The 25,360-nt window shown below is 61.3% G+C and carries 17 protein-coding genes and 1 pseudogene; 7 read left to right on the plus strand and 11 right to left on the minus strand.

Going from position 1 to position 25,360, the window contains the following annotated elements; all coding sequences use genetic code 11:
- Positions 1–19 precede the first annotated feature (19 nt).
- Complete coding sequence (locus ABIB00_RS17330; RefSeq protein WP_354105181.1) at positions 20–1,177, minus strand: glycosyltransferase family 4 protein; 1,158 nt, start codon at positions 1,175–1,177, stop codon at positions 20–22.
- Between the two features lie 227 nt (positions 1,178–1,404).
- On the opposite strand from ABIB00_RS17330, the gene ABIB00_RS17335 reads away from it, so the two are divergent.
- Positions 1,405–2,862: a lipopolysaccharide biosynthesis protein gene (locus ABIB00_RS17335; RefSeq protein WP_354105303.1), complete on the plus strand. Its 1,458-nt coding sequence runs from the start codon at positions 1,405–1,407 to the stop codon at positions 2,860–2,862.
- A 19-nt stretch (positions 2,863–2,881) separates the two neighbouring features.
- A complete protein-coding gene (locus tag ABIB00_RS17340; RefSeq protein WP_354105182.1) occupies positions 2,882–4,243 on the plus strand; it encodes a polysaccharide pyruvyl transferase family protein in 1,362 nt (453 codons plus the stop codon).
- 18 nt (positions 4,244–4,261) lie between these two features.
- Here ABIB00_RS17340 and ABIB00_RS17345 read toward each other — a convergent pair whose 3' ends face one another.
- The 7 genes from ABIB00_RS17345 to ABIB00_RS17375 form a co-directional block, all read right to left on the minus strand.
- Positions 4,262–5,386, minus strand: coding sequence for an acyltransferase family protein (locus ABIB00_RS17345; RefSeq protein WP_354105183.1), 1,125 nt, complete (start codon positions 5,384–5,386; stop codon positions 4,262–4,264).
- Between the two features lie 270 nt (positions 5,387–5,656).
- On the minus strand, positions 5,657–9,571 hold the full coding sequence (locus ABIB00_RS17350) for an RHS repeat protein (protein WP_354105184.1): 3,915 nt from the start codon (positions 9,569–9,571) through the stop codon (positions 5,657–5,659).
- Between the two features lie 361 nt (positions 9,572–9,932).
- Positions 9,933–11,324 (minus strand): polysaccharide biosynthesis protein, encoded by a 1,392-nt coding sequence (locus ABIB00_RS17355; RefSeq protein ID WP_354105185.1) that lies wholly within the window; start codon positions 11,322–11,324, stop codon positions 9,933–9,935.
- Entirely contained in the window at positions 11,321–12,595 is a 1,275-nt protein-coding gene (locus ABIB00_RS17360; RefSeq protein ID WP_354105186.1) for a glycosyltransferase family 4 protein, read from the minus strand. The genes ABIB00_RS17355 and ABIB00_RS17360 overlap by 4 nt, the downstream gene beginning before the upstream one ends.
- Before the next feature lie 29 nt (positions 12,596–12,624).
- A complete protein-coding gene (locus ABIB00_RS17365) occupies positions 12,625–13,959 on the minus strand; it encodes a cellulase family glycosylhydrolase (RefSeq protein ID WP_354105187.1) in 1,335 nt (444 codons plus the stop codon).
- A 46-nt stretch (positions 13,960–14,005) separates the two neighbouring features.
- Complete coding sequence (locus ABIB00_RS17370; RefSeq protein WP_354105188.1) at positions 14,006–15,187, minus strand: glycosyltransferase; 1,182 nt, start codon at positions 15,185–15,187, stop codon at positions 14,006–14,008.
- Between the two features lie 223 nt (positions 15,188–15,410).
- On the minus strand, positions 15,411–16,499 hold the full coding sequence (locus ABIB00_RS17375) for a glycosyltransferase family 4 protein (RefSeq protein WP_354105189.1): 1,089 nt from the start codon (positions 16,497–16,499) through the stop codon (positions 15,411–15,413).
- A 275-nt stretch (positions 16,500–16,774) separates the two neighbouring features.
- Between ABIB00_RS17375 and ABIB00_RS17380 the strand changes: the two are divergent.
- The 3 genes and pseudogenes from ABIB00_RS17380 to ABIB00_RS17390 all read left to right on the plus strand — a co-directional run.
- Positions 16,775–16,909 (plus strand): annotated as a pseudogene (locus ABIB00_RS17380) (UDP-glucuronate 5-epimerase); the annotation flags it as partial.
- A 7-nt stretch (positions 16,910–16,916) separates the two neighbouring features.
- Positions 16,917–18,329: a mannose-1-phosphate guanylyltransferase/mannose-6-phosphate isomerase gene (locus ABIB00_RS17385; protein WP_354105190.1), complete on the plus strand. Its 1,413-nt coding sequence runs from the start codon at positions 16,917–16,919 to the stop codon at positions 18,327–18,329.
- Between the two features lie 72 nt (positions 18,330–18,401).
- Complete coding sequence (locus tag ABIB00_RS17390) at positions 18,402–19,292, plus strand: aldose 1-epimerase family protein (RefSeq protein ID WP_354105191.1); 891 nt, start codon at positions 18,402–18,404, stop codon at positions 19,290–19,292.
- 47 nt (positions 19,293–19,339) lie between these two features.
- Here the strand turns inward: ABIB00_RS17390 and ABIB00_RS17395 are convergent, their stop codons facing one another.
- On the minus strand, positions 19,340–20,188 hold the full coding sequence (locus tag ABIB00_RS17395; protein WP_354105192.1) for an MBL fold metallo-hydrolase: 849 nt from the start codon (positions 20,186–20,188) through the stop codon (positions 19,340–19,342).
- A 265-nt stretch (positions 20,189–20,453) separates the two neighbouring features.
- Between ABIB00_RS17395 and ABIB00_RS17400 the strand changes: the two genes are divergently transcribed.
- Complete coding sequence (locus tag ABIB00_RS17400; protein WP_354105193.1) at positions 20,454–21,269, plus strand: response regulator; 816 nt, start codon at positions 20,454–20,456, stop codon at positions 21,267–21,269.
- A 213-nt stretch (positions 21,270–21,482) separates the two neighbouring features.
- Here the strand turns inward: ABIB00_RS17400 and ABIB00_RS17405 are convergent, their stop codons facing one another.
- Complete coding sequence (locus ABIB00_RS17405; RefSeq protein WP_354105194.1) at positions 21,483–22,283, minus strand: transglycosylase SLT domain-containing protein; 801 nt, start codon at positions 22,281–22,283, stop codon at positions 21,483–21,485.
- 98 nt (positions 22,284–22,381) lie between these two features.
- Positions 22,382–23,524, minus strand: coding sequence for an alpha/beta hydrolase family protein (locus ABIB00_RS17410; protein WP_354105195.1), 1,143 nt, complete (start codon positions 23,522–23,524; stop codon positions 22,382–22,384).
- Positions 23,525–23,667: 143 nt separating this feature from the next.
- Here ABIB00_RS17410 and pgm point away from each other — a divergent pair, with 143 nt between their 5' ends.
- On the plus strand, positions 23,668–25,314 hold the full coding sequence (pgm, locus tag ABIB00_RS17415; protein ID WP_354105196.1) for a phosphoglucomutase (alpha-D-glucose-1,6-bisphosphate-dependent): 1,647 nt from the start codon (positions 23,668–23,670) through the stop codon (positions 25,312–25,314).
- The last annotated feature ends 46 nt before the right edge of the window (positions 25,315–25,360 follow it).

The following is a 25,360-nucleotide window of genomic DNA, read 5'->3' on the forward strand; positions in this document are numbered from 1 at the left end:
TTCGCGATGTCTGTCACGATCAGCTCACGGTACGGCCCGCGAGCCTGTAATATGACGGCAACAGTCCATCGGCAATGCGATCCCAGTTCAACAGACCAATTGCCGTCTCCCGCGCACCGTCGCTCAATGCTGCGGCGAGTGGCTTCGACGTCAGCACCCGTTCGAGGGCATCGGCCAGCGCGGCAGCATCGCCGGGGGGGACCAGAAGCCCGTTCACGCCGTCCGTCACGACGTCGGGAATGCCTCCAGTGGCGCTGGCGACGACGGGGCGGGAGTTGCCGTAGGCGGATGCAAGTACGCCGCTTTGCGAGGCATCCTTGTAGGGCAGGGCGACCACGGTCGCGGATTGGAAAAGCCGTCCCGTCTCCTTGGGGGAGATGTAGGCGTTGATCGCCTTGACTGTCGGCATCGCTTCCATCCGCCCGCCGAGCCGCGTCATCTCGGGACCGCGACCAGCGACGAACGCTTCGTGCGCGACCCCGCGTCGTGCCAACAGGTCGATCGCATCGATGAAGACGTCGAGGCCCTTGTAAGCCCACATTCTTCCAAAAAACAGGATGCGTCCGGATTCCGGCTCAGTGACCGCGCTTTGCGTGGGCGGAACCATGAGGACGCCGTGCATACTGGAGATGACTTTCCCCTTGAAGTGAGGTGAGGCGCGGCGAAAATCGCCGATACAGCTCTCACCATGCGTCGTGATGAGCGACGCGGACGAGCGCATGCGTCCGCGCCAACCATCCTCTCGTGGAGAGGTGCCGGAGCCGCCTTCCGAGTGCGGAATGGCGTCATGAACAGTTAGCGCCAGCGGAATTCCAAGCGGCCGCAGCAGCTGGACCAGCCTGGACGTATAGATCTCCGGAACTTCGTGACAATGAATCACGTCTGGACGAAAGGATATTATATCGAGGAAGGAGGCCGGGATGCCGATCGCGCCGCCGCGGCGCAGGCTTAGATCGCGGACCCGGGTATCAAAGGTTTTCGCCACGGCGATGTCGGCCAGTTCCCATTGCTGGTTTGCATCCTTGCGGTTGAGGACGAGGCGAACGTCGCAATGGCGGGCCAATCCTGATGCGAGCCGGTAGGAATATTCTGCAAAATGCGGTGCGTAGATTGCTACGCGCAAGCGCCTGGAGTTGTGCCTGGAAGGCGTGGCGGACGTATTCATCGAGGCATCCATTTTGCATCACATCGTTGAGACCGACTGGAGTGTAGTCCACGATTTGAACTCACTTCCACGCTAAATCGGCTGATCAATGGCGCTCATCTGATTGCCATGAGGTCGTCATACTGTCGCACGATTGCGGCCGTCATCGTGACTGAGACAGCTGCACGCGCGGTCATCGCTTGCCTCGCTTTCTAGCGGGCGATTGTGACTGGATCTGTTGGAATTGGGTCGATTTGTTGATGAACGGCACTCCAGGAAAACAACAGCAGGTTGTGGTCGCGTTGTTGTGGTCGCTGGCCCAGAATTGGGGCGGCCGTGCGCTGTCGTTTGTTCTGTTCCTGATATTGGCGCGGCTGCTCGATCCCACTGATTTCGGTCTCGCTGCGCTGGTTGCCTTCATCCTGCTGCTCCTGAGCTCCCTCTCTGAATTCGGCTTTGGTGACGCGTTGATCCAGCGCCGTACGCTGGAGCCCGAAGACGTGACTCTGCCATTTTTCTGCTCGTTGGCGGCATCGTCGGTCCTTGCGGTCCTGATCGCGCTGCTGGCGACGCATATCGAACATTGGCTCGACGTGAAGGGACTGGCGCCACTATTGACCGCCGCGAGCCTCTCGCTTCCGATTGGCACCGCGACCTTGTTTCAGGAGGCGCTCTACAAGCGACAAATGGACTTTCGCGTGCTTGCGGTGAGGACCATGGTAGCGACCGCCATCTCCGGCGTGGTGGGAATCGCTTGCGCGTATGCTGGATTTGGTGCGCTCAGCCTCGTCATCCAGGTGGTCGTTCAGAGCGCGGTCAGCGGCCTGTGGCTCTGGAGCCAGCCACGATGGCTGCCGATGCGCGGCCGCAACCTGAAGAGCTTTCGCGAGCTCACCGGTTATAGTATTCACGTCGTGTCGAACAGGCTGCTTGATTTCGCCATCGTGCGTACGATCGATATGATCATCCTGTCGCTCTATGGTGTCGCGGCGCTCGGCATCTACACGGTGGGCGCGAGAGTTTACATTATCCTGATGCAATTGCTGACCCAGGCAGTCATGGATGTTGCGCTGAGCGCGCTGTCCAAGATCGCCCATGAGCGTGATCGTATTGCCGATGCCTATCTGCGCAGTGTCAGCTTGGGAGCGCTGATCGGCTCTCCGGTCTTTGTGCTCCTTGCAGCCATCGCGCCGGAGCTGTCACTGCTGCTATTTGGTGCAAAATGGAGCGGCAGCGAAGCGGTAATGAGACCGTTGATGCTGATCGGCGCGGTTCAGACCGTGCAATTCGTCAACAGCGCCTATTTCGGCGCCATGGGCAAGCCGAACTACGTCTTCCTGCTGAACATTCTTAAATTCTGCACGGTTGTGCCTGCGATGTTTCTGATTCCGTCGCACGACATAGGGCGGCTGGCGACGATCTTTGCCATCGCTCAGCTCGTGGTGACTCCTGTGACATTCGCGCTGGCGCTCCGGTTGCTGGGGCTGAGCTGGGACCAGTTTCTGCGGCCCGTCGCAGGCTGCCTTTGCGCAATTGTTCTGGCCTACGGCGCAGTTGCGCTGTGCCGCGAAGCGACGTCAGACATGAACCCTTACCTGCGGATGGGGCTGCTGTCGTCGTGCTTTGGAGCGACCTATGTGATGAGCATCCTGCTGTTCTGGCGGAAGCAGCTGTTCGCCCTGATCGCTTTCGTCGTGAAGCGTGGTGTGACCGCCTGATGAAGACGAGGAAGACGTCGTGAAACAATTGATTCCGGTACCTGTTCGCAAGCATCTCCGGGGCTGGCTCAACAGCGCGAAGAATACGCCATTCGCGGTCGATCTGCTCGAGCTGCGCAGGTGGCAGATCGCCCGGAAAGGTCTTGGCGCGAACGCTGCGCCGCGCAACGACCCGCGCCGGCTCGTCCTGCTCCCATCGGACCCCTGGAGCATTCATCAGTCGCGCGGTGATGAGGCTATGATCGAGGCGGCCGTCGGCGAGATGAAGCGGGCTCATCCGAACATCGAGGTCTACATTGTCACCGCCACCAAAGCGGCAAGCGCGGAAGTGCGAGCAATGGGTTTCAGGCCGCTGGAATTTTGGAGGCAGCCGTTTTCCTATGAGACGGTGGCGCAGGAGCTTTCGCTCACCAGGCCGGATTTCGGGGTGGTTCTGGGGGCCGATGTGCTCGACGGCTACTATTCCCCCGTGGATGCCGCTCGCATGCTGCTCGTTGCTGATCTCATGGCTGCGTGCGGCGCCAAGGTCAGCGTGCTCGGATTCAGCTTCAACTCCCGTCCGGCCAAGGCGTTGCGTGAGGTATTTCGGCTGCTCGATCCGGGTGTGGTCCTGAATCTGCGCGATGCGCTATCTCTTCAACGCTTCAAAGAGTTCGCCTCGAATCGTGCGCACCTCGTCGCCGATTCGGCCTTCATGCTGGTGCCGCGGGAAGACACTGCGGCGGTGAAGCAGATTGCCGCCAGAATAGAGGAGCAGCGCAGCCAGGGCCGCAACGTCTTTGTATTCAATATCCACCCGATGTTGTTCAGGAAGGCGGAGCCGGCGAAGTTGGAGCAGATGATCGAACTTGCGGCGAACGCAATGGGGCGCGTGTCGCGTGAGAACAATGCAAGCTGGCTGTTGCTCGCGCACGACTATCGTCCCGAAATCGCCGACGACAATTGCCTACGGCCGCTGGCTGATCGTTTGCGCGATAGGCTGGGCGAACATGTTCATCATGTCGACCAGGTTCTATCCGCAAGCGAGATCAAGGCCGTCGTCGGTCTGGTGGACGGGGTTGTCACCGGCCGCATGCATCTCGCGATCGCGGCTCTCGGGCAGGGAACCCCCGTTGCGGCGATCACCTATCAGGACAAGTTCCAGGGCCTGTTCGCTCATTTCGGCGTCAGTGAATCGCTCTTGCTCTCACCGGAGCAGCTTCTCACCGGAGACAATCTCGAGAAGTTTCTACGGAGGTTCCTTGATGCCTATAAAACCACGGGCGCGCAGGTCCGCCGCATGCTGCCGGCAGTCATGGAGTTGTCTCGCGCCAATGTCGCACCGCTGCTGGGCGCAGGCTCGACGCGGATTGGCCCGAAATCCGACGGTAAGGTTGCCTGAGCGCTGACGCCATCGGCGTCAATTGACCGCCTGCTCAGGCTTGTCGAAACGCATAGGCGTCTCGGTTGCGGGTTGCGCCTTGGGACGCGACCCGACCCCGCCATCGGCCCAGCGATTGATGACGCGCCGAGCCGGGTTCTCGAAATAGGCGTAGGTGCGGTCCGCGATGATCGTCAGGACCACACAGCACGCCAAGGCGAAAAGGCCAAACTGATCCGGACGTAGTCCGAGCGAAGCCCATAACGGCTTGAACAGGGCAATGAGAACGGCATCGTGCAGCATGTAGATCGCGTATGATGTGTTGCCGAGCCGTCCGAGGAGGCGGGCGCCTGGAAATTTGGAGAAGGCGCTCTCGCCGACGGCGGTGAGCAGGATGGCGCAGGAAAACAGAATAATGGCCAGATCGGGCTTGGCGAAGACGTTCAAGACAAGCACGGAGACCCCGAACAGTGCGATGCCGGCGAAGACGACCCGCTTTTGCCGATAGGGATGCGACAACCTGAACAGGATAGCGAGCAGGATTCCATTCAGGAAACTCGGCAACGCACGAAGCATCCCGTAATCGTAATTGGCTCCATACATCTGCGATCGTTCTTGCCAGATCGGCAAATGGCCGTGGGCCAGGATCAGATAGAGCGCCGCGACGATTGCGGCCAACACCAGCGGGTGGACCTTGCGTGCAAGCAGCATAAGCAGGGGAAAGACCAGATAGCAGAAGAATTCCGCGCTGATCGACCAGGATGGCGAGTTGAAGCTGAGGTGATCGGTAACGCCCCAGGCTTGAAGCAGAACGAGGTTGTACAGGAAGTCCAGCGGCGTCGACCTCGCCGATCGGTCTAGACCGAACCCGATCAGCAATACGAACACCAGTAAAGTCAGAAAATGCAGCGGATAGATCCGCGCAATGCGGCGGATCATGAACCGGGAATATGCCTTGAGACCACGCGCGTCAGACGGATAGGAATAGGAGATCACAAACCCGGACAGAATGAAGAACATGTCCACGAAAAGGCCATAGGAACCGTTCCAGGCCGGTGCAATACCGCTGTCGAGAGTTTTTAGATGGAAAACGAAGACGCCAAGGGCCGCGACGAAGCGATAGAAGTCGAGAACTACAAAACGTCTTGCTTCATTGGCTTCCATCGAGCTTCGAATTCCTTGCGTGGCGTTACCTCTCTCTAGAGATCAATTGTGACGCAAGTTCGCTGCGTCGGTTGGCCGCCGGGGCGCAGCCGCAATTAGCTCGCTTCAATTCTTCGAGCTGGACCGTCTATCGCCGCCGACAGAGCTGCCATCGCGCGACCGGTGCCTGTCGACCAAGCATTCGCCTAATTATTGAACGGAACCGGGACCTGCCGTAGCTGGTCCCGGCTCCGGGATATTGATGCGCTCCAGTGGACAGTTCCGCCGTGTTCAGACGAACAGGAAGTCGTGGCTGGTCAGGCTGGCGACATTGACGTTCTTCAGGAGGATGGAGTCGCTGGCCGAAAGCGTGACCAGGGCGTTTACGTCGGACTGCGTGATCTGTAGGTGACTGTAATCCGCGGCGAGAAGTTTCGAGATCTGGATCACGTCGTGAGTTGCGGCGTCACCAGACTGGAAGTTGAGGATCTGGTCCTGGCCGTGATCGTAAGCGACGGTTGTCGAGCTCGGTGCGGTCGAGAACACGTCGTTGCCGATTCCGCCCTGGATCGTCTGTCCCGCGGCGACGGCGGTGACGTTGTGCGTGCCGTCCGTCTTGGTATCGTCGAAGAATTGGAGCGCGTTGGCACTGTTGTAGTGCTCGTGCTGTGTCGTTCCGGTCTGGCCGTTGAAATTGAACAGGAAGACATCCTTCGAGCCGTCCGCGTTGTTGGCGGTCTCCTGGGTCTTGGAACCAGAGCCGTCGTAAATGTCCGTCAGCTTGCTACCGTCGTTGTTGATGACCTGAGTGTAATCCAGAGTGCCGTCGGCGTGGGTCCGGGTCACCTCCACGATATGCCCCGAGGCATCGAGATGCTGATGTTGAGTGGTGTAGGACTGACCGGCGATGTTGTAGCCCCAGTTGTCCGAGGTGCCATCGGCGTTGGTAATGTAGGCGGCGCTCTTCACGCCGTTGGTGTACGAGGTCGTGGAGCTGTAGCCGTCGTCGGCCTTGGTCGTTACCTCGCTGGTGTGGACGCCCTTGGCGTCGTACCAGTCCGAAGTCTTGGTGCCGTCTGAGCTCTGTGCCAAAGTGAACGCCAGGCTGTTGTCGGCGTGGGTGCGTACGATGTCGGTGAGGAAGCCGGTCGAATCGTAGCTGTCGTGCTCGCTCGTGTAGGTCTGCCCCGCGACGTGGAACTGGAAGACGTCCTTCGAACCGTTGGCGTGGTAATCGGTTTCCGTCATCTTGACGCCGGAGGCGTTGTAGCTGCTCTCCACGCTGCTGCCGTCGCTATTGACGACCTGGGTATAGTCGAGCGATCCGTCGGCATGCGTGCGGACAAGTTCAGTCGTCCTGCCGGCGGCGTCGAGGTGTTGGTGCTGCGTGGTGTAGCTCTGCCCGGTTATGTTGTAGCTGTAATTGTCGTGGCTCTGGTCGGCATTGGTGATGTAGGCGGCGGTCTTTACACCGTCGGTGTAAATCGTCGTTGCGCTGTAACCGCTTGTCTTCTGCAGGACCTCGCTGGTGAGGACGCCGCCGGCGTCATACCAGTCCGATACCTTGGTGCCGTCGGTGGTCTGCGCCAGCTTGAAGGCCAGGCTGCCGTCGGCATGCGTGCGCACCAACGTGGTGAGAAAGCCGGTCGCGTCGTAGATATCGTGCTCGGTCGTGTAGCTCTGGCCTGCCACGTTGAGGAGCCAGAGGTCTTTGCTGCCATCGGCGTTGTAGTCGGTTTCCTTCGTCTTCGTGCCTGCGGCGTCGTAGTTGGTCACGACGCTGCTGCCGTTGCTGTTGATGACCTGCGTATAGTCGAGCGTGCCGTCGGCGTGCTTGCGGGTCACGGCCGTGACTTTGCCGGATGGATCGACGTGCTGGATCAGCGTGCTGTAGCTCTGGCCGGTGACGCCAAAGGCGGAATTGTCCTGGCTGCCATCGGCATTCTTGACATAGGCATTGGTCTTGACGCCGTTGCTGTAGAGCGTCGTCGAGTTGAAGCCGCTGGCCTTCTGTACGACCTCACTGGTGAGGCTGCCGGCGGCATTGTACCAATCGGTCGTCTTGGTGCCGTCGGTCGTCTGGACCAGCTTGAAGGCAAGGCTGCCGTCGGTGTGGAGGCGCGTCAGGGTGGTGAGAAAGCCGCTTGGGTCGTAGACGTCGTGCTCTGTCGCATAGTTCTGGTCCTTGACGTTGTAGGTCCAGACGTCCTTGCTGTGATCGGCATGATAGTCGGTCTCGACCAGCTTGACCCCCGTAGCGCTGTAGGTGGTGATCACGCTGCTGCCGTCGCTGTTGTAGACCTGCGTTGAATCGAGCGAGCCATCCGCATGGCTGCGGACCACGGAAGTGACTTTGCCCGCCGTATCGACATGCTGAACCTGGCTCGTGAAGCTCTGTCCCTTGATGGCGTAGGTGTAGTTGTCCTGGGTGTGATCGGCATTCTTGACATAGACGGCGGTCTTCACGCCGTTGGTATAGATGGTAGTCGAATAATAGCCGCTCGACTTCTGCACGACCTCGTTGAGAAGAGCGCCCGCTGTGTTGTAAGTATCGGTCGTCTTGGTTCCGTCGGTGGCGGTATGGACGGAGGTGGTCTTTACACCGGCGGTGTAGCCGATCGCGTCGTTGGAGCCGTCCACGTAAACGATCGTGGTCGAGATCGGTAGGCCGCTGCTGTTCAGGCCCGAATTCGCAGTCGAGACGAGCTTCCCGCCGGCATCATAGGTCTTGGTGTTGGTCCAGTTCGAGGCCGAATTCGTCACCGAGAACGAATATCCGCCCTGGATCTTGCCCAACGCACTTCCGTAATGGGAGATCATGTAGTCCATCGTCGCTTTCGATGCGACCGGCAGGACGTGCGTGTCGGTGAGCGTGATCGTCTCCAGTGACGTCGATGAGTTCAGATCAGAGAGCTGCGGCACGATCTCGGCGCCGGTACCGGTGATATTGGCCTCAGTGCTCGGCGGAGTCGTCGTGGTCTCCGGTGCGTCGATCTCGATGATGAGCGGGTGATCGCCGACCGGAATGGTGATCGAACTGACGTCGGTATAGGTCGTTATTGGCGATGTTCCGGTCAAAGTGTCATAAACCTTGACGGAATGATGCACGCCGCCGAGATTTACGGTGACGGTCTCGGTCGGATTGGATATCTCGGAATCAGTCGCGTCGTTCCAGAGTTTCGGCTCGGCCCAAACCACGAGTTCGTATGCGCCATTGCTCTTGCCGAGCACCATGCTGTTGCCCGAGGCCGGCATGTTGCTCAGCGAGTAGTTCAACGGATCCGTCGGCTGGTGGCCGCCCTTGCCGTCATCGGCGAGGATGCTCGTCAGGTTGTGGACGGCGGTCGCGGCGAGCTTCGGTGTTCCGTCGGAGTTAAACAGGCCGAAATTGGCCTCCGGATTGGTATTGGCGGCCGAAGAGTCCCGGTCGAACATCTCGTAGAGATAGGTCGCGCTCACGCCGGCCTTGTAGGCGTCGACCAGCGTGTTCAGGATCGATTTGGCCTGCACCGTCTCGTCAACGCCGAGATATTGGGTGTTGGCCTGCGTGGTGTAGCCCGTTTCCGTAATGACGACGGGTTTTCCCGGTGCTGCGGCCGCGACGGCGCTCAATGTTGCAGCAAGCGAGCTATTCGGGGTCGTGCCGGTGCTGACATAGGCGTGCGCGTTGACGAAGTCGACCGAGCCCGACATGTTGCCGAGCTGGCTGTAGCCTTGGGGGTCGTTGTAGGCGAGCGAGAGGTTGATGACAGGGATGCTGGCGAGCGCGGCGTCTCCCTTCACCGCCTGATAGAGCGCGCTCTGGTACTGGGCGGCGGCACTGAGGCTCGAGCTGCCGTGGTAACTGAAGGGCTGGTGATTGGCTTCGTTCAACCCCTCGATGGCGCTGATGCTGCCGGGGTGGCTCGTCGTGAATTTATCGAGCGAGACGATGTAGCTTTGAAGTCCGGCCGCCCCGAGCTGGGGCAAGGCGGACGATACCAGGAGGTCGAATTTGTAGCCGGCCGCCGCCAGACCGTCGACGACGGGCTGCGCAGCTGGGCTCGTCCCCATCGCGTCGCGCAGACGGGTGACGCCCAGATATTTCAGGTCGTCGACCATCAGCGCGAGATTGTTGTAGTCGGTCCAGCCGAAGCCGGCATGCGTGTTGACACCGATGGAGTTGACGAAGCCGCTGGCGGACAGGACGGTTTGATCTGACGACATTTCACACTCGAATTTCTGCGCGAACGTAATTGCTCGCAGGGATTGCGTTCAACCTTCTCTGTCGAATGTGAATTTCAGATAAAAATCGGAGCTACAAATCGAAAGCGAACGGCGGTTCCTCAAGGGAACAGGCTAGCTCTGCTTCAGCAGAATAATGATGTGATGCCGGCGCAGCATGACGTGAGGAAGGCGCTTTCAAGATTTCCACGGGTCGCACTGCCGAATCTCTGCGCAGCTTGCGCGCGGCGTTCGAATGCCCGATGGCTTTGCAAATGCCTCCCGTCCATGACGCGCAACAAACAGATACAATCGTTTTGGTTGTAGCTGCCTAACTGCTTTGCAGCGGCTCCGTTGCGGCATATCAGTCGTGGCGAGCCAACTTCAGAAAGTTTCCGCTCCAGCCGATGCCGACCGTTGCAACCGCGGCGACAATGATCTTGCCGGCGAGCCATGTCGCGGGTTCCGTCGGCATGGAACCGAGCGATCCGATCATGATGGCGGCCGCAGCGGCTTGAATGACCAGCGACCCGCGCGGAAACGCCTGGAACCTGAGGGTAGGGCCGAGCGCGGCCAAAATCGCTGCGAGCGTGGCGATCGAGGCCCAGGCGATTGCACCTTCTGGCGACAGGCCGGCCGACACCGCGACCAGGGAGAACGCCGCAACCATCACGAGCTGGCCCGCAGCGACGACGACCAGCCGGGTTGCGAGCTTTTCGAGATGCGGGACGACCGCGATCGTCGCCTGGAGATGGGTATGCAGGAAATAGAACGCGGCCACTGTCGGCGCCGTCGCCAGGAACCCGTTCAGGCTTTCCTGCGGAACCAGGATCCGGGCCGCGTCTGGAATGAAGGCGACGAGCCCGCCAAGCAGCACGAGGGTTGTGCAGAGCATGAACTCGAACATGCGTCGCGTCGATTGAACCGATCTCGCGACGCTGCCGTGTTCGAAGTCCTTGACCACGTCGGGATAGCTCACGGTGTGGATCGCCGCATTGAGGACCCAGAAGGGACGTTGCAACAGGTCGAGTGCGATCGAAAATCCCGCGCCGGCCCCCGTTGCCCCCAGTCGACCGATGACGATGATGCGGAGCAGCACCGGCACCGACAAATGGATGACGGAGGCGCCGGCCGCAAGCATGCCGTAACGGGAGAAGTCCTTCCAGTCAGCCAGCATCGTCCGCAGCGAAACGCGCTCGAGTGGCGTGCGATATGCGACAAGGCCGGCGAGGAAGCCGAGCGCGTGACCCGACACAATGCCGAGCAGCGCCGCTTCGGCTGTTTGTGAAATCGCGGCTCCCGCGAGCGCGCCGATCAGAAGCGCCGTCGCACGCAAAGCAAGAAGAAAGGATGCGGTCCCCAGCCGATCGGACAGACGGACCGACAGGAAATAGAGATCGGTCAAGCCCTGAAGAACGGCCACACTCAGGCCCAGGGCGACCAGGCCCGGCCTTGGGCCGCTGATCAGCGATGCGCAGCTCCCGACCGCGATCAGCGCGCCGGCGCTCAAGAGGCCCGCTGCAAAGAGCGACGATCTTAGTCGAGCCGCCTCGCTTTCTTTGGCGGCCGCAAGAAAGCGCAGGCCGGAGAGCTGCAGCCACTCGAACATGAAAACGCACAGCAACTGGCTCGACGCCATCGCAAAGGAAAAACCGGTGTAGTCGGCAGCGGGCAACAGGTGACTGATCGCGAAGATCAGGATGACCGCTGCGGCGCTTTGATAGAAATAGCCCGCGATTGCGAACAGACGGATCATCTCGGAAGAAGGCGACTCTTCGCGACAGCGGTTCTCTGCGGCGCCTCGGCCATTGGCGCGCGCACCGATGACATCCGTTGCTCGCGCAATTGCTCATACAGAGTCTTGTACGACGACAACACGTCTGAAAATATCCACTTGTTCGTATCCGCGATAAGTCGCCGGCTTATCTCATCGATCTTGTGTGGATTCGCAGCGATCTCGAGCATGCTCTCGGCTAACGACTGTGGATCGGCTTCGGTCAACCAGCCCGTTACGCCGTGCTTGATGACCTCCGGCATGCCACCAAAGCGCGTTCCGAGCAGCGGCCTGCCGGCTGCCTTGGCATCTGCGACGACGAGTGGGCCGGGATCGTGCCAGATGGAGGGGGCGACCACCACGTCGACTTGCCTGTAGAATTCGTCGGGTGACACAAATCCCATGAACTCGATCCGGGCATCCGGCGCCAGCTTCCTCAGGCGCTGCTGTTCCTCATCGCTCACGCGGCCGGCGATCATCATCCGGATCCGATCAGGCGGCAGCATTGCGAGGGTTCGCATGAGGTTGTCGATACCTTTTTCCTCGGTGAGCCGCCCAATGAACCCGAACGTCACCTCGGTCGTGCAGACGGGACGGGGATAAGGCGAGCGCGGCGGCTCAGTGGAGGCATTGCGGATGACAGTGCGGATCGGCGTCTCGGCAAACATGCCCATGTCGGTGTGAATGGAAAGGACGCGCTCGCTGACGCCGACCACGGCGCTGAGCCAACGCGTTGCGCGCTTGCGGTGATACGTCAGGATTCCGCAACTCGTGCACGTGCGCTCGCAGGATCGCCCATTGTTAAAGCGCGAGCAGCGCGGACAGGTCAAATAGTAGTCGTGGAGCGTATGAAGCACTGGGACGCCAAGCCGCGCGGCGACCCGCCAGATCGCGGTGGTCAGGCCTGAAAGATTGTTGGTGTGCAGCACATCCGGCTTGAAGGCCTGAATTCGCTCCGCGATCGTCGGTGCATGGATCTGCCAATCGTCAATCGCATGCCAAATGCTTCGCGTCATGACGTTTTTCTGCTCCGTAAAGGGCAGATAGACGTTTCGCACAGGTGCGGAATAGACGTTGATGCCGTTGCATAGTTCACGCGCTTGTTCGGGCGCGGATGCGGCTCGGATGACTTCAACCTCATCGCCGCGTTGGGCGAGCCCCTCGGCGAACCGTCGTGCGAAGATCTCTGCGCCGCCGACGATCTTCGGTGCATGTGGTGTCGGATAAAGCGTGGACGTCAAAAGAATTTTCATGGCGTGAACCTCTTGTCGGCAATCTCGGGCTACCGTGCCGGCCGTATCTCCAGTCCGGGAATGGCATCATTGTTGGCGGTGATCAGGACTGGCGTGCTCGAGACCGGCATCCAGATCCCGGAGGCTGGCCTCGCAGCCGCATCGCACGGCGTAGCAAAGGTCGCGCCTGGCAAATCCCCTTTGAGCCGAACCTCGTAATGTCGGTTCGGATCCTCTGACCAGACCGCCACCTTGCGTCCGGTTGTCGACGAGGCTTCAATCGAGACAACGCCGCTGGCGAGGCTTCTTCGTTCCGCGCTCAGGCTGGAGCGGATGAACGCCCAGGCTCCACGCGCCGCGCAAGCGATGGGCTTGGGTGAATTGTCGAAACGGTAGAGCCCGAAATTGTCCTCCAGTTCGGACGGATTGTGGCCGCTGTCCTTGAGTTCGTAGATCCACATCCCCTTGAGCCATCGCGCCGCGGTCGATGCCCACAGAATGAGCTGTGCGGTGTTGTCGGCTTGAGCCTGCTCGCTGACCCCGCATTTGTTCGTTGCCGTGGTCCAGCCCGTCTCAGTCACGTAGATGGGGAAATCCGGATTGCCGCTCGCTTGACCGACGAGGCGATGAAACGTCGAAAGCCGCTCGATAATCTCAGTAGACGTGCGCTTCGCCGGCGCCATGCAGAAATTGTAAAGATGAATCGAGGCGCCGTCGGCGTATTGGAGGATACCGGTTTGCAGCATCTTCTCCGTCCACGTCCAGCCGGGGTCGTCGCCGATCGCGCCGACCACAAAAGGCGCATTCGGCGCCGCGCGCCTGACTGCCGGTTGGGTTGCCTTGGCAAGTGCCAGGTAATTGTCGGCCGAGAATGCAGGGTCTTTCTTCGCGGCCAGATTCCACTCGTTCCAGAGCTCGAAAATCGGATGCTGCCGCGCCACCGATTGCGCTGCCGCGGCCGCATAATCGGCGAATCGCCGCCGGGCTTCGTCGGTCGTCGGCGGTGAGGAGTTGGGAACGAGATGATGTCCGAACGCGAGAATGAGGAGCGGACGGGCAACGCCGGACTGGACCTGTGCATCGAGCCTGGCGAGCCGCGGCGTGAACCCCATCCGGCGGCCGGCCAATTCGAAGTCAGACCAGGGAAAATCATCACGAAACGCGTTGAAGCCCAATTGCTTGATCTGGCCAATGTTCACGGAAGGCACGTAGCCCCGCGAACTCACCGGGCCCCCCAATCCCTGATGGGTACCGGTACCCAACAGGAACCTGTTCTCGAGCGGCTGAGCCTGTTGAGCGCATGCGGGGACGGATAGATAAACGGCCGCGATGAGGCTTGTGATCCAGATAAGCCTATTGCGACCCAAGGTACGGTGGCCTGCCATCGTCTAGATCATGCTCGCAATCGAATCTTGTGTGCCGCGACTCACCTCAAAAATGCTTCGAAAGATCCGATTGCAGTTTTGCCGTCTCCTCGAAGCGGATCTTGTTGTCTTCCAGGAGCTCGACATAGACCTGCTGCAATTGGCGATGGGTCTTCTGGACGTCGTAAAACTGTTTGAACCGGTCATAACCGCGCTGACCCAAAACCTTGAGATCCAGATCGAGCGCTCGTCGGAAACCGTCGATGAGCGGCTGGACGGCGACCGGCTGGCAAAGCACGCCGGTGACACCGTCGACGACAATTTCAGGCAACGCACCGCTATGAAAGGCCAGGATGGGCTTGGCCGCCCGCATCGCTTCCAGGGCGACGAGGCCAAAGGCCTCCCAACGCGAGGGGATGACGACGAGATCGGCCGCCTCCAAATGCGTCTCGATCTGCTGACGATCGAGCCAGCCAAGCAGAGAGACGTTGGCAGGAACTGTGACGGCCTCGAGTTTGCTGACGACCGAGGCACCGACAATGCGCACATCCAGAACATCTTCGAGCGAACGGGCCGCTTCAATCAGAAGGTCGTAGCCCTTTTGTCGGTCCAGGCGGCCGATGAACAGCACCTTAGCCTTCTTTGTCGTCCAGTCTGCCGCAACAGCCGCCGGCGACGGGCGGCTCCTTGATATGCCATTGTGCACCAGGGTGAGGCGATCAGCGGGAATTCCCGCGCGGACTGCTTCATTGAATTCGTCGCCGGAAATGCAAATGATGCGGTCCGATGTGCGAGCCAGCAATTTCTCTGCCGCTTTCGTCGCCAGATGGCTCAGGCGGCCGGTCTCTCGCGCGAACGCCCAGCCGTGCGGGCAATAGACGACGCGGGGTCCTTCCGAACGAGCTGCCAGCGCGGGACGGAGAACGAGCCCGGCAAACGACGAGTGAAGATGCACTACGTCCGGCTTGAGGGCGTCGAGCGCCTGCATGCTCGCGCGCAACATCTGGAACAGGCCAGAGATGCTGCGGCCAGATCTCTCGAACGTTGTGATCTGGCTCTCATCGACTGCAGGGAGGTCGTGACGATGATCTGACGGCACGACATAATGCACATTGTCGGCGCCGAAGCTCGCTTGCTGCCGCGGATGCAACTCGTTCAGGTAGCTCGCAATCCCGCCCCGGATCGTTTCCGCGACGTGCAGCACTTTCAACGGCTGCCTTGCCGCGGATTGCGTTGGCGAGCTGAACATTATGCATCCTTACCTGAGCATCAACTGATGCGACCACAATCCATCCGATACGTAGCGAGATTTAGGCAGCGATGTGGTCTTGTTGCGCCAAGGCGCTTGCACAATTGAAGCTCGTCAAAATCAAATCGCGCGGATGGAACCAATCCTGCGACCATTGGTTGTCAGCCCTTGCGCAAATCAACCTTTTGCCCAAGAGCGCACTTTGCCAACTTAAGCAGCGTTGCTAAGTGTGGCGCCGCGCGAGAAATTCCAGCAGTGCCCCTGCGGATTTTTGCCACGAGTACAATGCGAGGCGATCTTGCTGCTTTCTTCGCTCGTGATCGGATATTGCGCCAACTGTTAGCCTTTCAAGCATAAGCTGCTTCAGTGCGCCCGCGTCCGTGGCGGAAAAATAAGCAGCGGCCTCGCCGCACGTTTCCATAACCGCATCAGCCGTTGACGCTATGACCGGGCAGCCGAAGACCATGGCTTCAAGCGGTGGTACACCGAAGCCCTCATAAAGAGAGGGAAAAACGAACGCCAGGGCGTGTGCATAGAGAGCGGCAATTTCGCTATCGGTCAGGCGTCCAGCGAGAAGCAGGCCTGAATCGCTTTTGCCCAGATTATCTTGAAATACCTTGCTGTTATCGCCTCCAACGATGACCAGCGGAATGTCGTTTCGTTCGAGCAGCCGTGCCGCCTCGATTGCAACGGCGAGGTTTTTGTTCTTGGTTTTGGAGCCCACAAAGAGAAAATATTTGCGAGGCTGAATCCCTAGCCGGGCGAGAATACCGGGATCGGGCGTTGTCGCCGCGAAGTGTTCTGCGCTATTCGGGAATATCGGCATACCCGCTTTCGACAGACGGAGCGTTGCCGCCAGTTCTTCGCGAGAAAAGGCCGATACGGTAGCGATCGTCGCCCGGCGTGCGAGCAGCCGATCCATCGTCCGATGAACGGCCAAGTAGCGCCAATTGAAGAAGTCGGGCCTGCGGAAGATCTGTGCATCATGGATGACGACGATGTGATCACGATGCAAGACTGGCCCGGAATTGGCCAGACTGATGAGGCGACCGGCGGCGGCGGCGCGCGCAAGTTCAATTTGGTCCCAGGCGTGGCCGCTCAAGTGTCCGACTTTGCGGAACTTGATCCGGGTGAGATTGATTGCCTCGCTTGCCTCGCTTGGCGCGAGCAATTGCCACTCGGCTTGCCTGAGCGAGGCAGGCGAGTGCTCTGACGCCAGCAAGGCATCGATCGCCTTGACCATTTCGGCGGCATAACGCTGAACGCCGGTCAGCTTTTGCGAGAGAAAGCGGCCGTTGATGAAGAGTTTCAATTCTATGCCGTTATGATTCGTTAATGCGACGCAGTCGTGATTTGCATTAATCAAGTCAGCGCATGGGTCCGGAAGAAGAGCAGCCTGAAGCCACGAAATTATGACGATACAATTCGCTTGATCGCGATTTGTCCGGTGCCAAGGCATATCCGCGGCATACGGGTGCAGCTGGGCTGTTGACCATGTGGTGGTCGTGGCGGAGCTTGCAATGGCGCAATTCCGGAGACGCCGCCTGTTGACGCCCGAAGCCTTGCTTCCGCCCTTCCAGTCTGGCACAGCCGGGAGACGTTTTGGAAACGTTCGCGGATGTCTCGGATCTGATGCGCGACACCGGCTTTGCACCGTCGACGCCGATTGCGCACGGGGTTCGTAATTTTGTCACCTGGTATCGGGACTACTTCAAGGTTTGAAATGACGATGGACAAACGCATTATCCCCCTGATCATGTGCGGCGGTGCCGGCACGCGGCTGTGGCCGGCTTCGCGCGAGGTGCGCCCCAAGCAATTCCTGCCGCTGTTCGGCACGCGCTCGACCTTTCAGGACACGCTTTCGCGCGTCTCGGAGGCCTCGCTGTTCGATCGCCCGATCGTCATCACCAATGCCTCCTATCGCTTCATGGTGCTGGAGCAGCTCGCCGAGATCGGCATCGAGGCCGACGTGATCCTCGAGCCGATGCGGCGCGATTCCGGCCCCGCGATTGCCGCGGGCGCGGTGTTCGCGCAGAACCGCGCCGGTGAAGCCATCGTGCTCGCGCTCGCCGCCGACCATGTGGTGCAGGACAATGCCGCCTTCGTCGCGGCGTGCCGCGAAGGTCTGATCGCCGCGAGCGCCGGGCGGATCGTCACCTTCGGTGTCAAGCCGGAGCGGCCGGCGACCGAATACGGCTATATCAGCCCGGGCGAGGTGATCTCCGGCACGGTTCACGCGGTCGCGCGCTTCGTCGAGAAGCCGGACGCGGTGAAGGCGGCCGACTACGTCAATTCCGGCTATCTCTGGAACAGCGGCAACTTCATGTTCCGGGCCAGCGTGCTGCTCGACGAATACCGCAAGGTCGACGCGGCGAGCGTGGAGGCGATCTCCAATGCCGTCGCCAATGCCGGCCGCGATCTCGGCTTCGTGAAGCTGGAGCCCGAGGCGTTCGGCGCGGCCAAGGCAATCTCGATCGACTATGCGGTGATGGAGAAGACCGCGCGCGCAGCGGTGGTGCCGGTGTCCTGCGGCTGGTCCGACGTCGGCTCCTGGCACGCGGTGTGGGAATTGTCCGACAAGGACGCGCAAGGCAACGCTTCGCACGGCAGCGCCGTGTTCGAAGATTCCCGCAACTGCAACGTCACCACCGATTCGGCGCTGGTCGCGCTCGAAGGCGTCGACGATCTCGTCGTGGTCGCGACTGCGGACGCAGTGCTGGTCTCGCGCCAGAAGGATGCCAACGGCCTGAAGCGGCTCGTGACCAAGCTCAAGGCGGTGGCACCGAAGGTCACCGAGGAGCACCTCAGGGTGCATCGGCCCTGGGGCAGCTACCAGTCGGTCGACAATGGCGAGCGCCATCAGGTCAAGCGCATCGTGGTGAAGCCGGGCGGGCGTCTGTCGCTGCAGAAGCACCATCATCGCGCCGAGCACTGGATCGTGGTCCGCGGCGCCGCCCGCGTCACCGTCAACGAGACCGTCAAGACGGTGCACGAGAACGAGTCGATCTACATCCCGATGGGCGCGGTGCACCGGATGGAGAACCCCGGCAAGATCATGCTGGAGCTGATCGAGGTCCAGACCGGAAGCTATCTCGGCGAAGACGACATCATCCGGATTGAAGACGATTATCAGCGCTCTTGAGCAGAGTGTCGCTCCAACATTCCGCGAATATTTAGAAAGTGTCATGCGAACCGCGATGATCGGAATAGGCTAATGACCGACGACACGCACACGATCCGCAGCGGCGGGCTTACCGCGACCATCAAGGCGCAAGGCGCCGAGATGTGTTCGCTGACGAGCGATGCTGGCGTCGAATTCGTCTGGCAGGCGGGGCCGGCCTGGCCGCGCCATGCGCCGCTGCTGTTTCCGATCGTCGGGCGTCTCGCCAATGACGAATTGCGGCATCGGGGCAGGACGTACCGGATGACCCAGCACGGCTTCGCCCGCGACAGCCGCTTTGCGTGGGTGGAACGTGGTGAAAGTCGCTGTGTCCTGGTGCTCGAAGACAGCGAGACGACGCGCGCGCTTTATCCCTTCGCGTTCCGCCTGACGGCAACCTATACGCTCGATGAATCAGGTCTTGATCTTTCACTCACGATCGTCAACTCCAGCAAGGAGACATTGCCCGCCTCGCTCGGCGGCCATCCCGCGTTCAACTGGCCGCTTCAGCCGGGAGTGGCGAAGGAGAGCTACGCGCTGAGCTTCGCGAACGCAGAGCCATCTCCCGTCCGACGTCTCGACGGCGGCTTGCTGCGCCCGGCGACGGAGCCAAGTCCCGTCAACGGCACCGTGTTGCCCTTGTCCGAATCCCTGTTCATCGACGATGCAATCATCTTCGACCGGATCGCAAGCAATTCGGTCGGCTATGCCGCGGGGCAGGGCGGGTCCGGCGGGCCTTGGCTGAAAATGTCGTGGCGCGGCTTTCGCGAGCTTGGCGTCTGGTCGAAGCCATCGGGCGCGCCGTTCCTCTGCATCGAGCCCTGGCGCGGCTATGCCACTCCCGCCGGCTTCGATGGCGAATTCACTGACAAGCCGGGCCTGATGCACATCGCAGCCGGCGCAGAAGAGCAATTGTCATTCCGGATCGACGTCGGATCGTCCTGAAGTCGGGTGGCCTCCGCGCGTATCCCGCTGCGGGTTGACGACAGCCCTTAGATCTCGATCCGCGCGAGGTCCTCGCCGAGCACGATGGGACCTGCGTAGTCCCGCCTTACGTCCGCGAGCAGTGCGTTCAACATGGAATCGTCGGTGCGCGGCCGGTGATGGGTCAGCGCGAGCTTCTTGACGCCGGCCTTGGCCGCGACCTTGCCGACCGTATCGCCGCAGGCGATGGTGAATTTCGCAAGCCGGCGCAAGTGCTCGTTGTTGATCTCCGGCGTTGCGAGAAAGCAGCACTGGACCAGCAGGTCGGCTCCCTCTGCCAACCGCTCGAGACCGGGGCAAGGCACCGTGTCGCCGGAAATCGCAATGATCTTCCCCTCGGCCTCGAAGCGGTAGCCGAGACACATCCAGCGTGCGAGGAAGGCGGGCGGCATGTCGAGACCGTCGCCATGCGAAACGAGCTCGGCGCTGATCTTCCAGCGACCGGTATCGAGAACGGGGCCCGGTATGATGTCCCTCGCGACGACCGGTTTCCAGCCGCCGAAGCTCGGCTCGCCCTGATCCCGCCAGGTGATGTCCTTGTCGTAGACCTGCGTGACCAGCGTATCGACGAGCCGTTCGGTATCCGGCGGCCCGTAGATGCGCAAATCGTCCTTGCGCCCATGCATCCATGAATTGAGCATCACGTCGTAGAGGTCGCCGATGTGGTCGAAATGGTGATGGGTGAGAAAGACCGTGCTGATGGAGCCAAGCGGCACACCCGCCTTGCTGAGCTGCACCATGACGCCGCGGCCTGCATCGATCAGGATGTTTTCCTCACCGAGCCTGATCAGCGTGGTCGTCGCCATGCGGCGCGGGTCGGGACGCGGGCCGCCGGTGCCGAGCAGGATGACTTCCATGGCATCTACTCCAGGTGCAGAATTTCGGAGCGTACAGTAGATTTGAAGCTGTTGGCGGGGCAAGCTGCAGCCGGCCGCCGGGGAGAGAGACGTTCAGCGCCAAGGTCCCGCACAACTGCCGCTTGTACCTGCGGCATCCCGCACATGGTGCGCGGGATGGGAATTGTGGGCCAATTCATACTTAATGCGTCAAGATCGTGACCAATATTGTTTGGGCGTCACAACACGCCTAGTATTCCGGCGGCAATGGGGGCTCGAACAACACGTGAATGTACGTTCACAGGACGGCGCATCGCCCGGCGACCTGAGCTTCCAGGTCGATTCGCAAGCACACAGGACATCCAAGATCGTGGCTGATTCCGCACTTCGGGAATTGCGTCCCGGTGGCCGCGAGCGGCTGATCGTCGTCGAAGACGATCCGGTGACGCGGACGATGCTGGTCGGCTATTTCAGCGAGAACAATTTTGACGTCGTCGGCGCAGGCTCCTGCGCGGAGTGCCGCCAGGCGCTGCGGGCGCGGACCGATCTCGTCTTCCTCGACGTGCAGTTGCCTGATGGCGACGGCTTCGATCTCGCCAAGGAGATCCAGGCGACCAGCAACGCGGGCATCATCTTCGTGACGCGCCGCGACACCGACGTCGATCGTATCCTCGGCCTCGAGATCGCGGGCGACCATTACGTCACCAAGCCGATCAATTTGCGAGACCTGCTCGCGCGCGCACGCAGTGTGCTGCGGCGGCGCTCGATCGACCGTAAGGCGGCGCGCAACCACAATTCGATCGCCTTCGGCGACTGGATCATCGACCTGACACGGCGCGAGCTGCTCGGCAGTGACGGCAAGCCGGTGGCGCTGACGCGCGCCGAATTCGACCTGCTCGCGGCGCTCGTCGGTGCCGACGGCAGGCCGCTCAGCCGCGACTATCTGATCGAGGTCGTTAGCAACCGCCAGGCCGAGGTCGACATCCGCACCGTCGATGCCCTGGTGGCGAGGCTGCGCCGCAAGCTCGTCGGCAGCGGCACGCCTGTCATCACTACCGTCACCGGCATCGGTTACAAGCTTGCTCTCAGCGAGCGGCTCTAGACGCAAGCGCAGCACAAAATGGTGCCGGCTGCGCCATTGGGTTCAGCCACTGAAACCGACGAGGAACCGAATGGCAAGAAAGGCCGACAGCGCCACGGCGCCGGTAGCGACGATTGCAAACAGAACTCTCAAACTATTGTGCATGATCTCTATTCAGGTTCAGTTTCAAAAATGTTGTTCGTCCAACCGCTGCTCGTCTCAAGACAGGCAATTCTATTGACGTGATGCGACCCGTTTCCACTTGGCTTCGACGCGGGCCTTGATGAGGCGGACCCGGGCTTCCTGTGCTGCCCAATATGCTCTGCTCGCTACGGCCGTGCCTTGACGGTAACGCGCGTAAACGTCCTTCGGCTGTGCCGGTCCCTTTTGATTGCGCGCTGACTTCGAGACGGTGGGCGCCGTAGTTGGCGCGGGTGCTACATCTGGGACGGTCGCAGCTTGGTGTCCCACCGTCGTCGAGTTCATGGAGACAAGACGATTGCGGGCACGATTACAATAGACCTGCGAGCGCGGAGTCATGGACTCCTCGTCATGACCCGCTCGATATTTCATCAGGGCACGGCAAAGGTCCCCGCCTGCCAGGCGCCATGCGCGGTTCAGATAGAGAACGCCGTAGTGGATGTTGATGTCGGGCTCTGCGAGCTCTGCGTTATTTCCCCGGAATCCGAGCATCGCCGCCGTTTCGGGCCGAATCTGCATGAGGCCGATCTCGCCGACTGTGCCGATGGTGCCCGGATTGTATCCGCTTTCAACGAACACGACGGCTTCCGCTATGTCGGCGGGCAGATTGGTCCTGGCCGTTTCTCTTTCGATAATTTTTCGGATCGCCGCCCGCGACGTCGGCGTCTCGCCAGCGCCGAGATCTGCATTGTGACCGCCAGTCGCCAACGTCGGTTCCGCGTCGTTCAGAGCGCTGTCCTGAGCGTGCACGGAGGTGGATGCCAACCAAAGCACAGCGATCGCAACGTGTTTCCACGTCGCGCGGGCGTTGATGCGTGTTCGATCCCGCAGCATGGAGCACGTACTATATGCTTCGAGTTAACAACCGATTTTCCGGCGGCCCGGGGTGCGGCTCGGCTCGGAAGGCGCGAGCGGCCAACGGTGTAATGAGGCTATCGCGACCGCGAGCTCTGGTCGGTTGATGTGCTTTGAGCACCGCCGGCCAATTTGTCGTCGATCGCATAGAGCGCGCAGATGGGCGACCATTTCATGCAGGCGCCAAGCGAATCGCGCTGGGCGTCATCGGTCGTGTCACGCCCCGAACGCCAGCCGTAACCGCCGTTCGGCGACACCGCAAAAGCCTTGTGCGGCATGGTGCTGGCGAGATAGCGCGAGAATTCGGCGCGCGCGGCCTCATTGAGCTGGCCGGGCGGCGGCAGCGGATCGGGCGGGCTCAGGATATCATGGCCGAGGGAGCGCTCGCGCAGGAAGGCGTCGAGATACGGCGTCCATTGCGGGCGGCCCACCACCGAATAGAGATAATGGCCATCGTCGCCGTAAGGCGGCGCCGCACTGAATTTCGCGTTGCCGCCGGCCGCACGAAATCCGTCATGGAGGCGGTGCGCGAGATCGGGACCGAAGAAGGAATCATTGGTGGCATAGACCCACAGCATCGGCACGCGTGAGGTCTTGCCGAAGGTGGCGAAGGCCTGCACCAGCCCATCGGGATTGCAGACGTCGTCGTCATCGCGCGAGCCGCGGCCGCCGGCAAAGCTGATCGCGGCGACGAGGCCGGCCGGCGCCTGCGCGGTCAGCGCGACGGTGGCGAGCCCGCCGGCGGAATGGCCGACCGCGATCATGCCCGACGTGGTCACGTCGGCCCTGCGCGCCATCGCATCGATCGCCGCGCGCAAATCCGCCACCGCGACCGCTGCCGCCGGCAGGTAAGCGGCATTCGCGCAACCGCCGACGCTGTCGACGCGGCCGCCCGGCGAGGTGCCGTAGCCGCGCCGCATCACGATCAGCGCGGCAAAGCCGCGCCGGGCATATTCAAGAGCGATGCCGTAATATTTGTGCGCGGACATCGTCGCGCGATCGTCAAAACTGCGCGGCGAGCCGTGGCTGAGCAGCGCAAGCGGATAGCGCTTCGTGCTGGCCGGCCGGACCAGGAACGCCTCCAGCCCCTGCGACCCGGCCTCCGCCATGGGGATGCGCAAATCCTCGGTGTAGAACTCCGCGGCCATCGCATCGGCCACGATGCCGGCCGTCGCAAGCCGGGCAATCAGAACAACCAAGAGCCTCTGAAACAGCGTCATGCCCCGACTCGAAAAGCCCCGATCGAAAAGACCATAGCATGATCTCAGGAACGGCCGCCCCGCCGCGCGTGTTGTGCCCTTGGCGGGCGCCCGGCCGATGCTATGGTATTCCGCAATTTCTACGACAGGACGAGGTATATTCAGTGGCTGATGTTCATCCCGCGGCGGGCAAGCAGGCCTCGCCGGACGCGCTCACCAACATTCCGCGGCTGGTGACGGCCTATTTCGCTGGCAAGCCTGATGTCGCCGATCCCGCGCAGCGGGTGGCGTTCGGCACATCCGGCCATCGCGGCACCTCGTTCAAGAACAGCTTCAACGAGGGCCATATCCTCGCGACGACGCAGGCGATTTGTGATTATCGACGAGAAAAGGGGCTGACCGGTCCGCTGTTCATCGGCATCGACACCCATGCGCTGGCCGAGCCGGCGCTGGTCAGCGCCGTCGAGGTGTTCGCGGCCAACGGCGTCGATATCATGATCGACAAGAACGGCGGCTACACGCCGACGCCGGTGATCTCGCACGCGATCCTGACCTACAACAAGGGCCGCACCTCGGGCCTTGCCGACGGCGTCGTCGTCACGCCCTCGCACAATCCTCCCGAAGACGGCGGCTACAAATATAATCCGCCACATGGCGGCCCGGCCGACACCGACGCGACCTCGGTGGTCGAGAAGCGCGCCAATGCCTATCTCGCCGATGGCCTCAAGGGCGTGAACCGCATCGACTACGCCAAAGCGCGCAAGGCTGCGAACGTCCACGCCTACGACTTCATTACGCCCTACGTCGCCGATCTCGGCAACGTGGTCGATCTCGACCTCGTCAAATCCGCCGGCATCAATATCGGCATCGATCCGCTCGGCGGCGCCGCCGTGCATTACTGGCATCCGATCATCGAGCGCTACGGCCTGAAGGCGACCGTGGTGAACGAGGCGATTGATCCGACCTTCCGCTTCATGACGGTGGACTGGGACGGCAAGATCCGCATGGATTGCTCCTCACCTTACGCAATGGCCAGCCTGATCGCGATGCGCGACCGCTTCGACGTCGCCTTTGCCAACGACACCGATGCCGATCGGCACGGCATCGTGACGCGCACCGGCGGACTGATGAATCCGAACCATTATCTCGCGACTGCGATCTCCTATCTGTTCGCGCACCGCCCGAACTGGGGCAAGGATGCCGCGATCGGCAAGACCGTGGTGTCGAGCTCGATCATTGATCGCGTCGCCAAGAAGCTCGGTCGCAAGCTGGTCGAAACGCCGGTCGGCTTCAAATGGTTCGTCGATGGCCTCCTCAGCGGCGTTTTTGGCTTCGGCGGCGAGGAGAGTGCGGGCGCCTCGTTCCTGCGCCGCGACGGCACGGTGTGGACCACCGACAAGGACGGCATCATCCTCGGCCTGCTCGCCGCCGAGATCATGGCGAAGACCGGCCGCGATCCGAGCCAGCTCTTCAACGACCTCACCGCCGAGCTGGGCGTGCCCCATTACGCGCGCATCGACGTCGCCGCCACCACGCCGCAGAAAAACATCCTGAAGTCCGTCACGCCCGAGCAGCTCGGCCTGAAGGATCTCGCCGGCGATCCAGTCCGGGCGACCCTGAGCAAGGCGCCCGGCAACGGCCAGCCCTTCGGCGGCATCAAGGTCGAAACCGATTTCGGCTGGTTCGCCGCGAGGCCGTCGGGCACCGAGGACGTCTACAAGATCTACGCGGAAAGTTTTCGCAGCACCGAGCACCTGAAGCGGATCCAGGAAGAAGCCCAGGCGGGGTTGATGAAGGTGTTCGGAGCGTAAAAGGCGTAGGACAAGCGCCGGTCTTGCCTCCTTCGGAGATGGTGCT

Source organism: Bradyrhizobium sp. LB14.3 (assembly GCF_040547985.1).
Taxonomy (GTDB): Bacteria; Pseudomonadota; Alphaproteobacteria; order Rhizobiales; family Xanthobacteraceae; genus Bradyrhizobium.

Excerpts from the sequence above, each read along its gene's own strand:
- ABIB00_RS17360 (WP_354105186.1), bottom strand. The coding sequence starts at position 12,595 with ATGAAAATTCTTTTGACGTCCACGCTTTATCCGACACCACATGCACCG.
- ABIB00_RS17365 (WP_354105187.1), bottom strand. The coding sequence starts at position 13,959 with ATGGCAGGCCACCGTACCTTGGGTCGCAATAGGCTTATCTGGATCACA.
- ABIB00_RS17395 (WP_354105192.1), bottom strand. The coding sequence starts at position 20,188 with ATGGAAGTCATCCTGCTCGGCACCGGCGGCCCGCGTCCCGACCCGCGC.
- ABIB00_RS17335 (WP_354105303.1), top strand. The coding sequence starts at position 1,405 with ATGAACGGCACTCCAGGAAAACAACAGCAGGTTGTGGTCGCGTTGTTG.
- ABIB00_RS17350 (WP_354105184.1), bottom strand. The coding sequence starts at position 9,571 with ATGTCGTCAGATCAAACCGTCCTGTCCGCCAGCGGCTTCGTCAACTCC.
- ABIB00_RS17385 (WP_354105190.1), top strand. The coding sequence starts at position 16,917 with ATGGACAAACGCATTATCCCCCTGATCATGTGCGGCGGTGCCGGCACG.
- ABIB00_RS17390 (WP_354105191.1), top strand. The coding sequence starts at position 18,402 with ATGACCGACGACACGCACACGATCCGCAGCGGCGGGCTTACCGCGACC.
- ABIB00_RS17405 (WP_354105194.1), bottom strand. The coding sequence starts at position 22,283 with ATGCTGCGGGATCGAACACGCATCAACGCCCGCGCGACGTGGAAACAC.
- ABIB00_RS17330 (WP_354105181.1), bottom strand. The coding sequence starts at position 1,177 with ATGGATGCCTCGATGAATACGTCCGCCACGCCTTCCAGGCACAACTCC.
- ABIB00_RS17355 (WP_354105185.1), bottom strand. The coding sequence starts at position 11,324 with ATGATCCGTCTGTTCGCAATCGCGGGCTATTTCTATCAAAGCGCCGCA.
- ABIB00_RS17370 (WP_354105188.1), bottom strand. The coding sequence starts at position 15,187 with ATGTTCAGCTCGCCAACGCAATCCGCGGCAAGGCAGCCGTTGAAAGTG.
- ABIB00_RS17345 (WP_354105183.1), bottom strand. The coding sequence starts at position 5,386 with ATGGAAGCCAATGAAGCAAGACGTTTTGTAGTTCTCGACTTCTATCGC.
- ABIB00_RS17410 (WP_354105195.1), bottom strand. The coding sequence starts at position 23,524 with ATGACGCTGTTTCAGAGGCTCTTGGTTGTTCTGATTGCCCGGCTTGCG.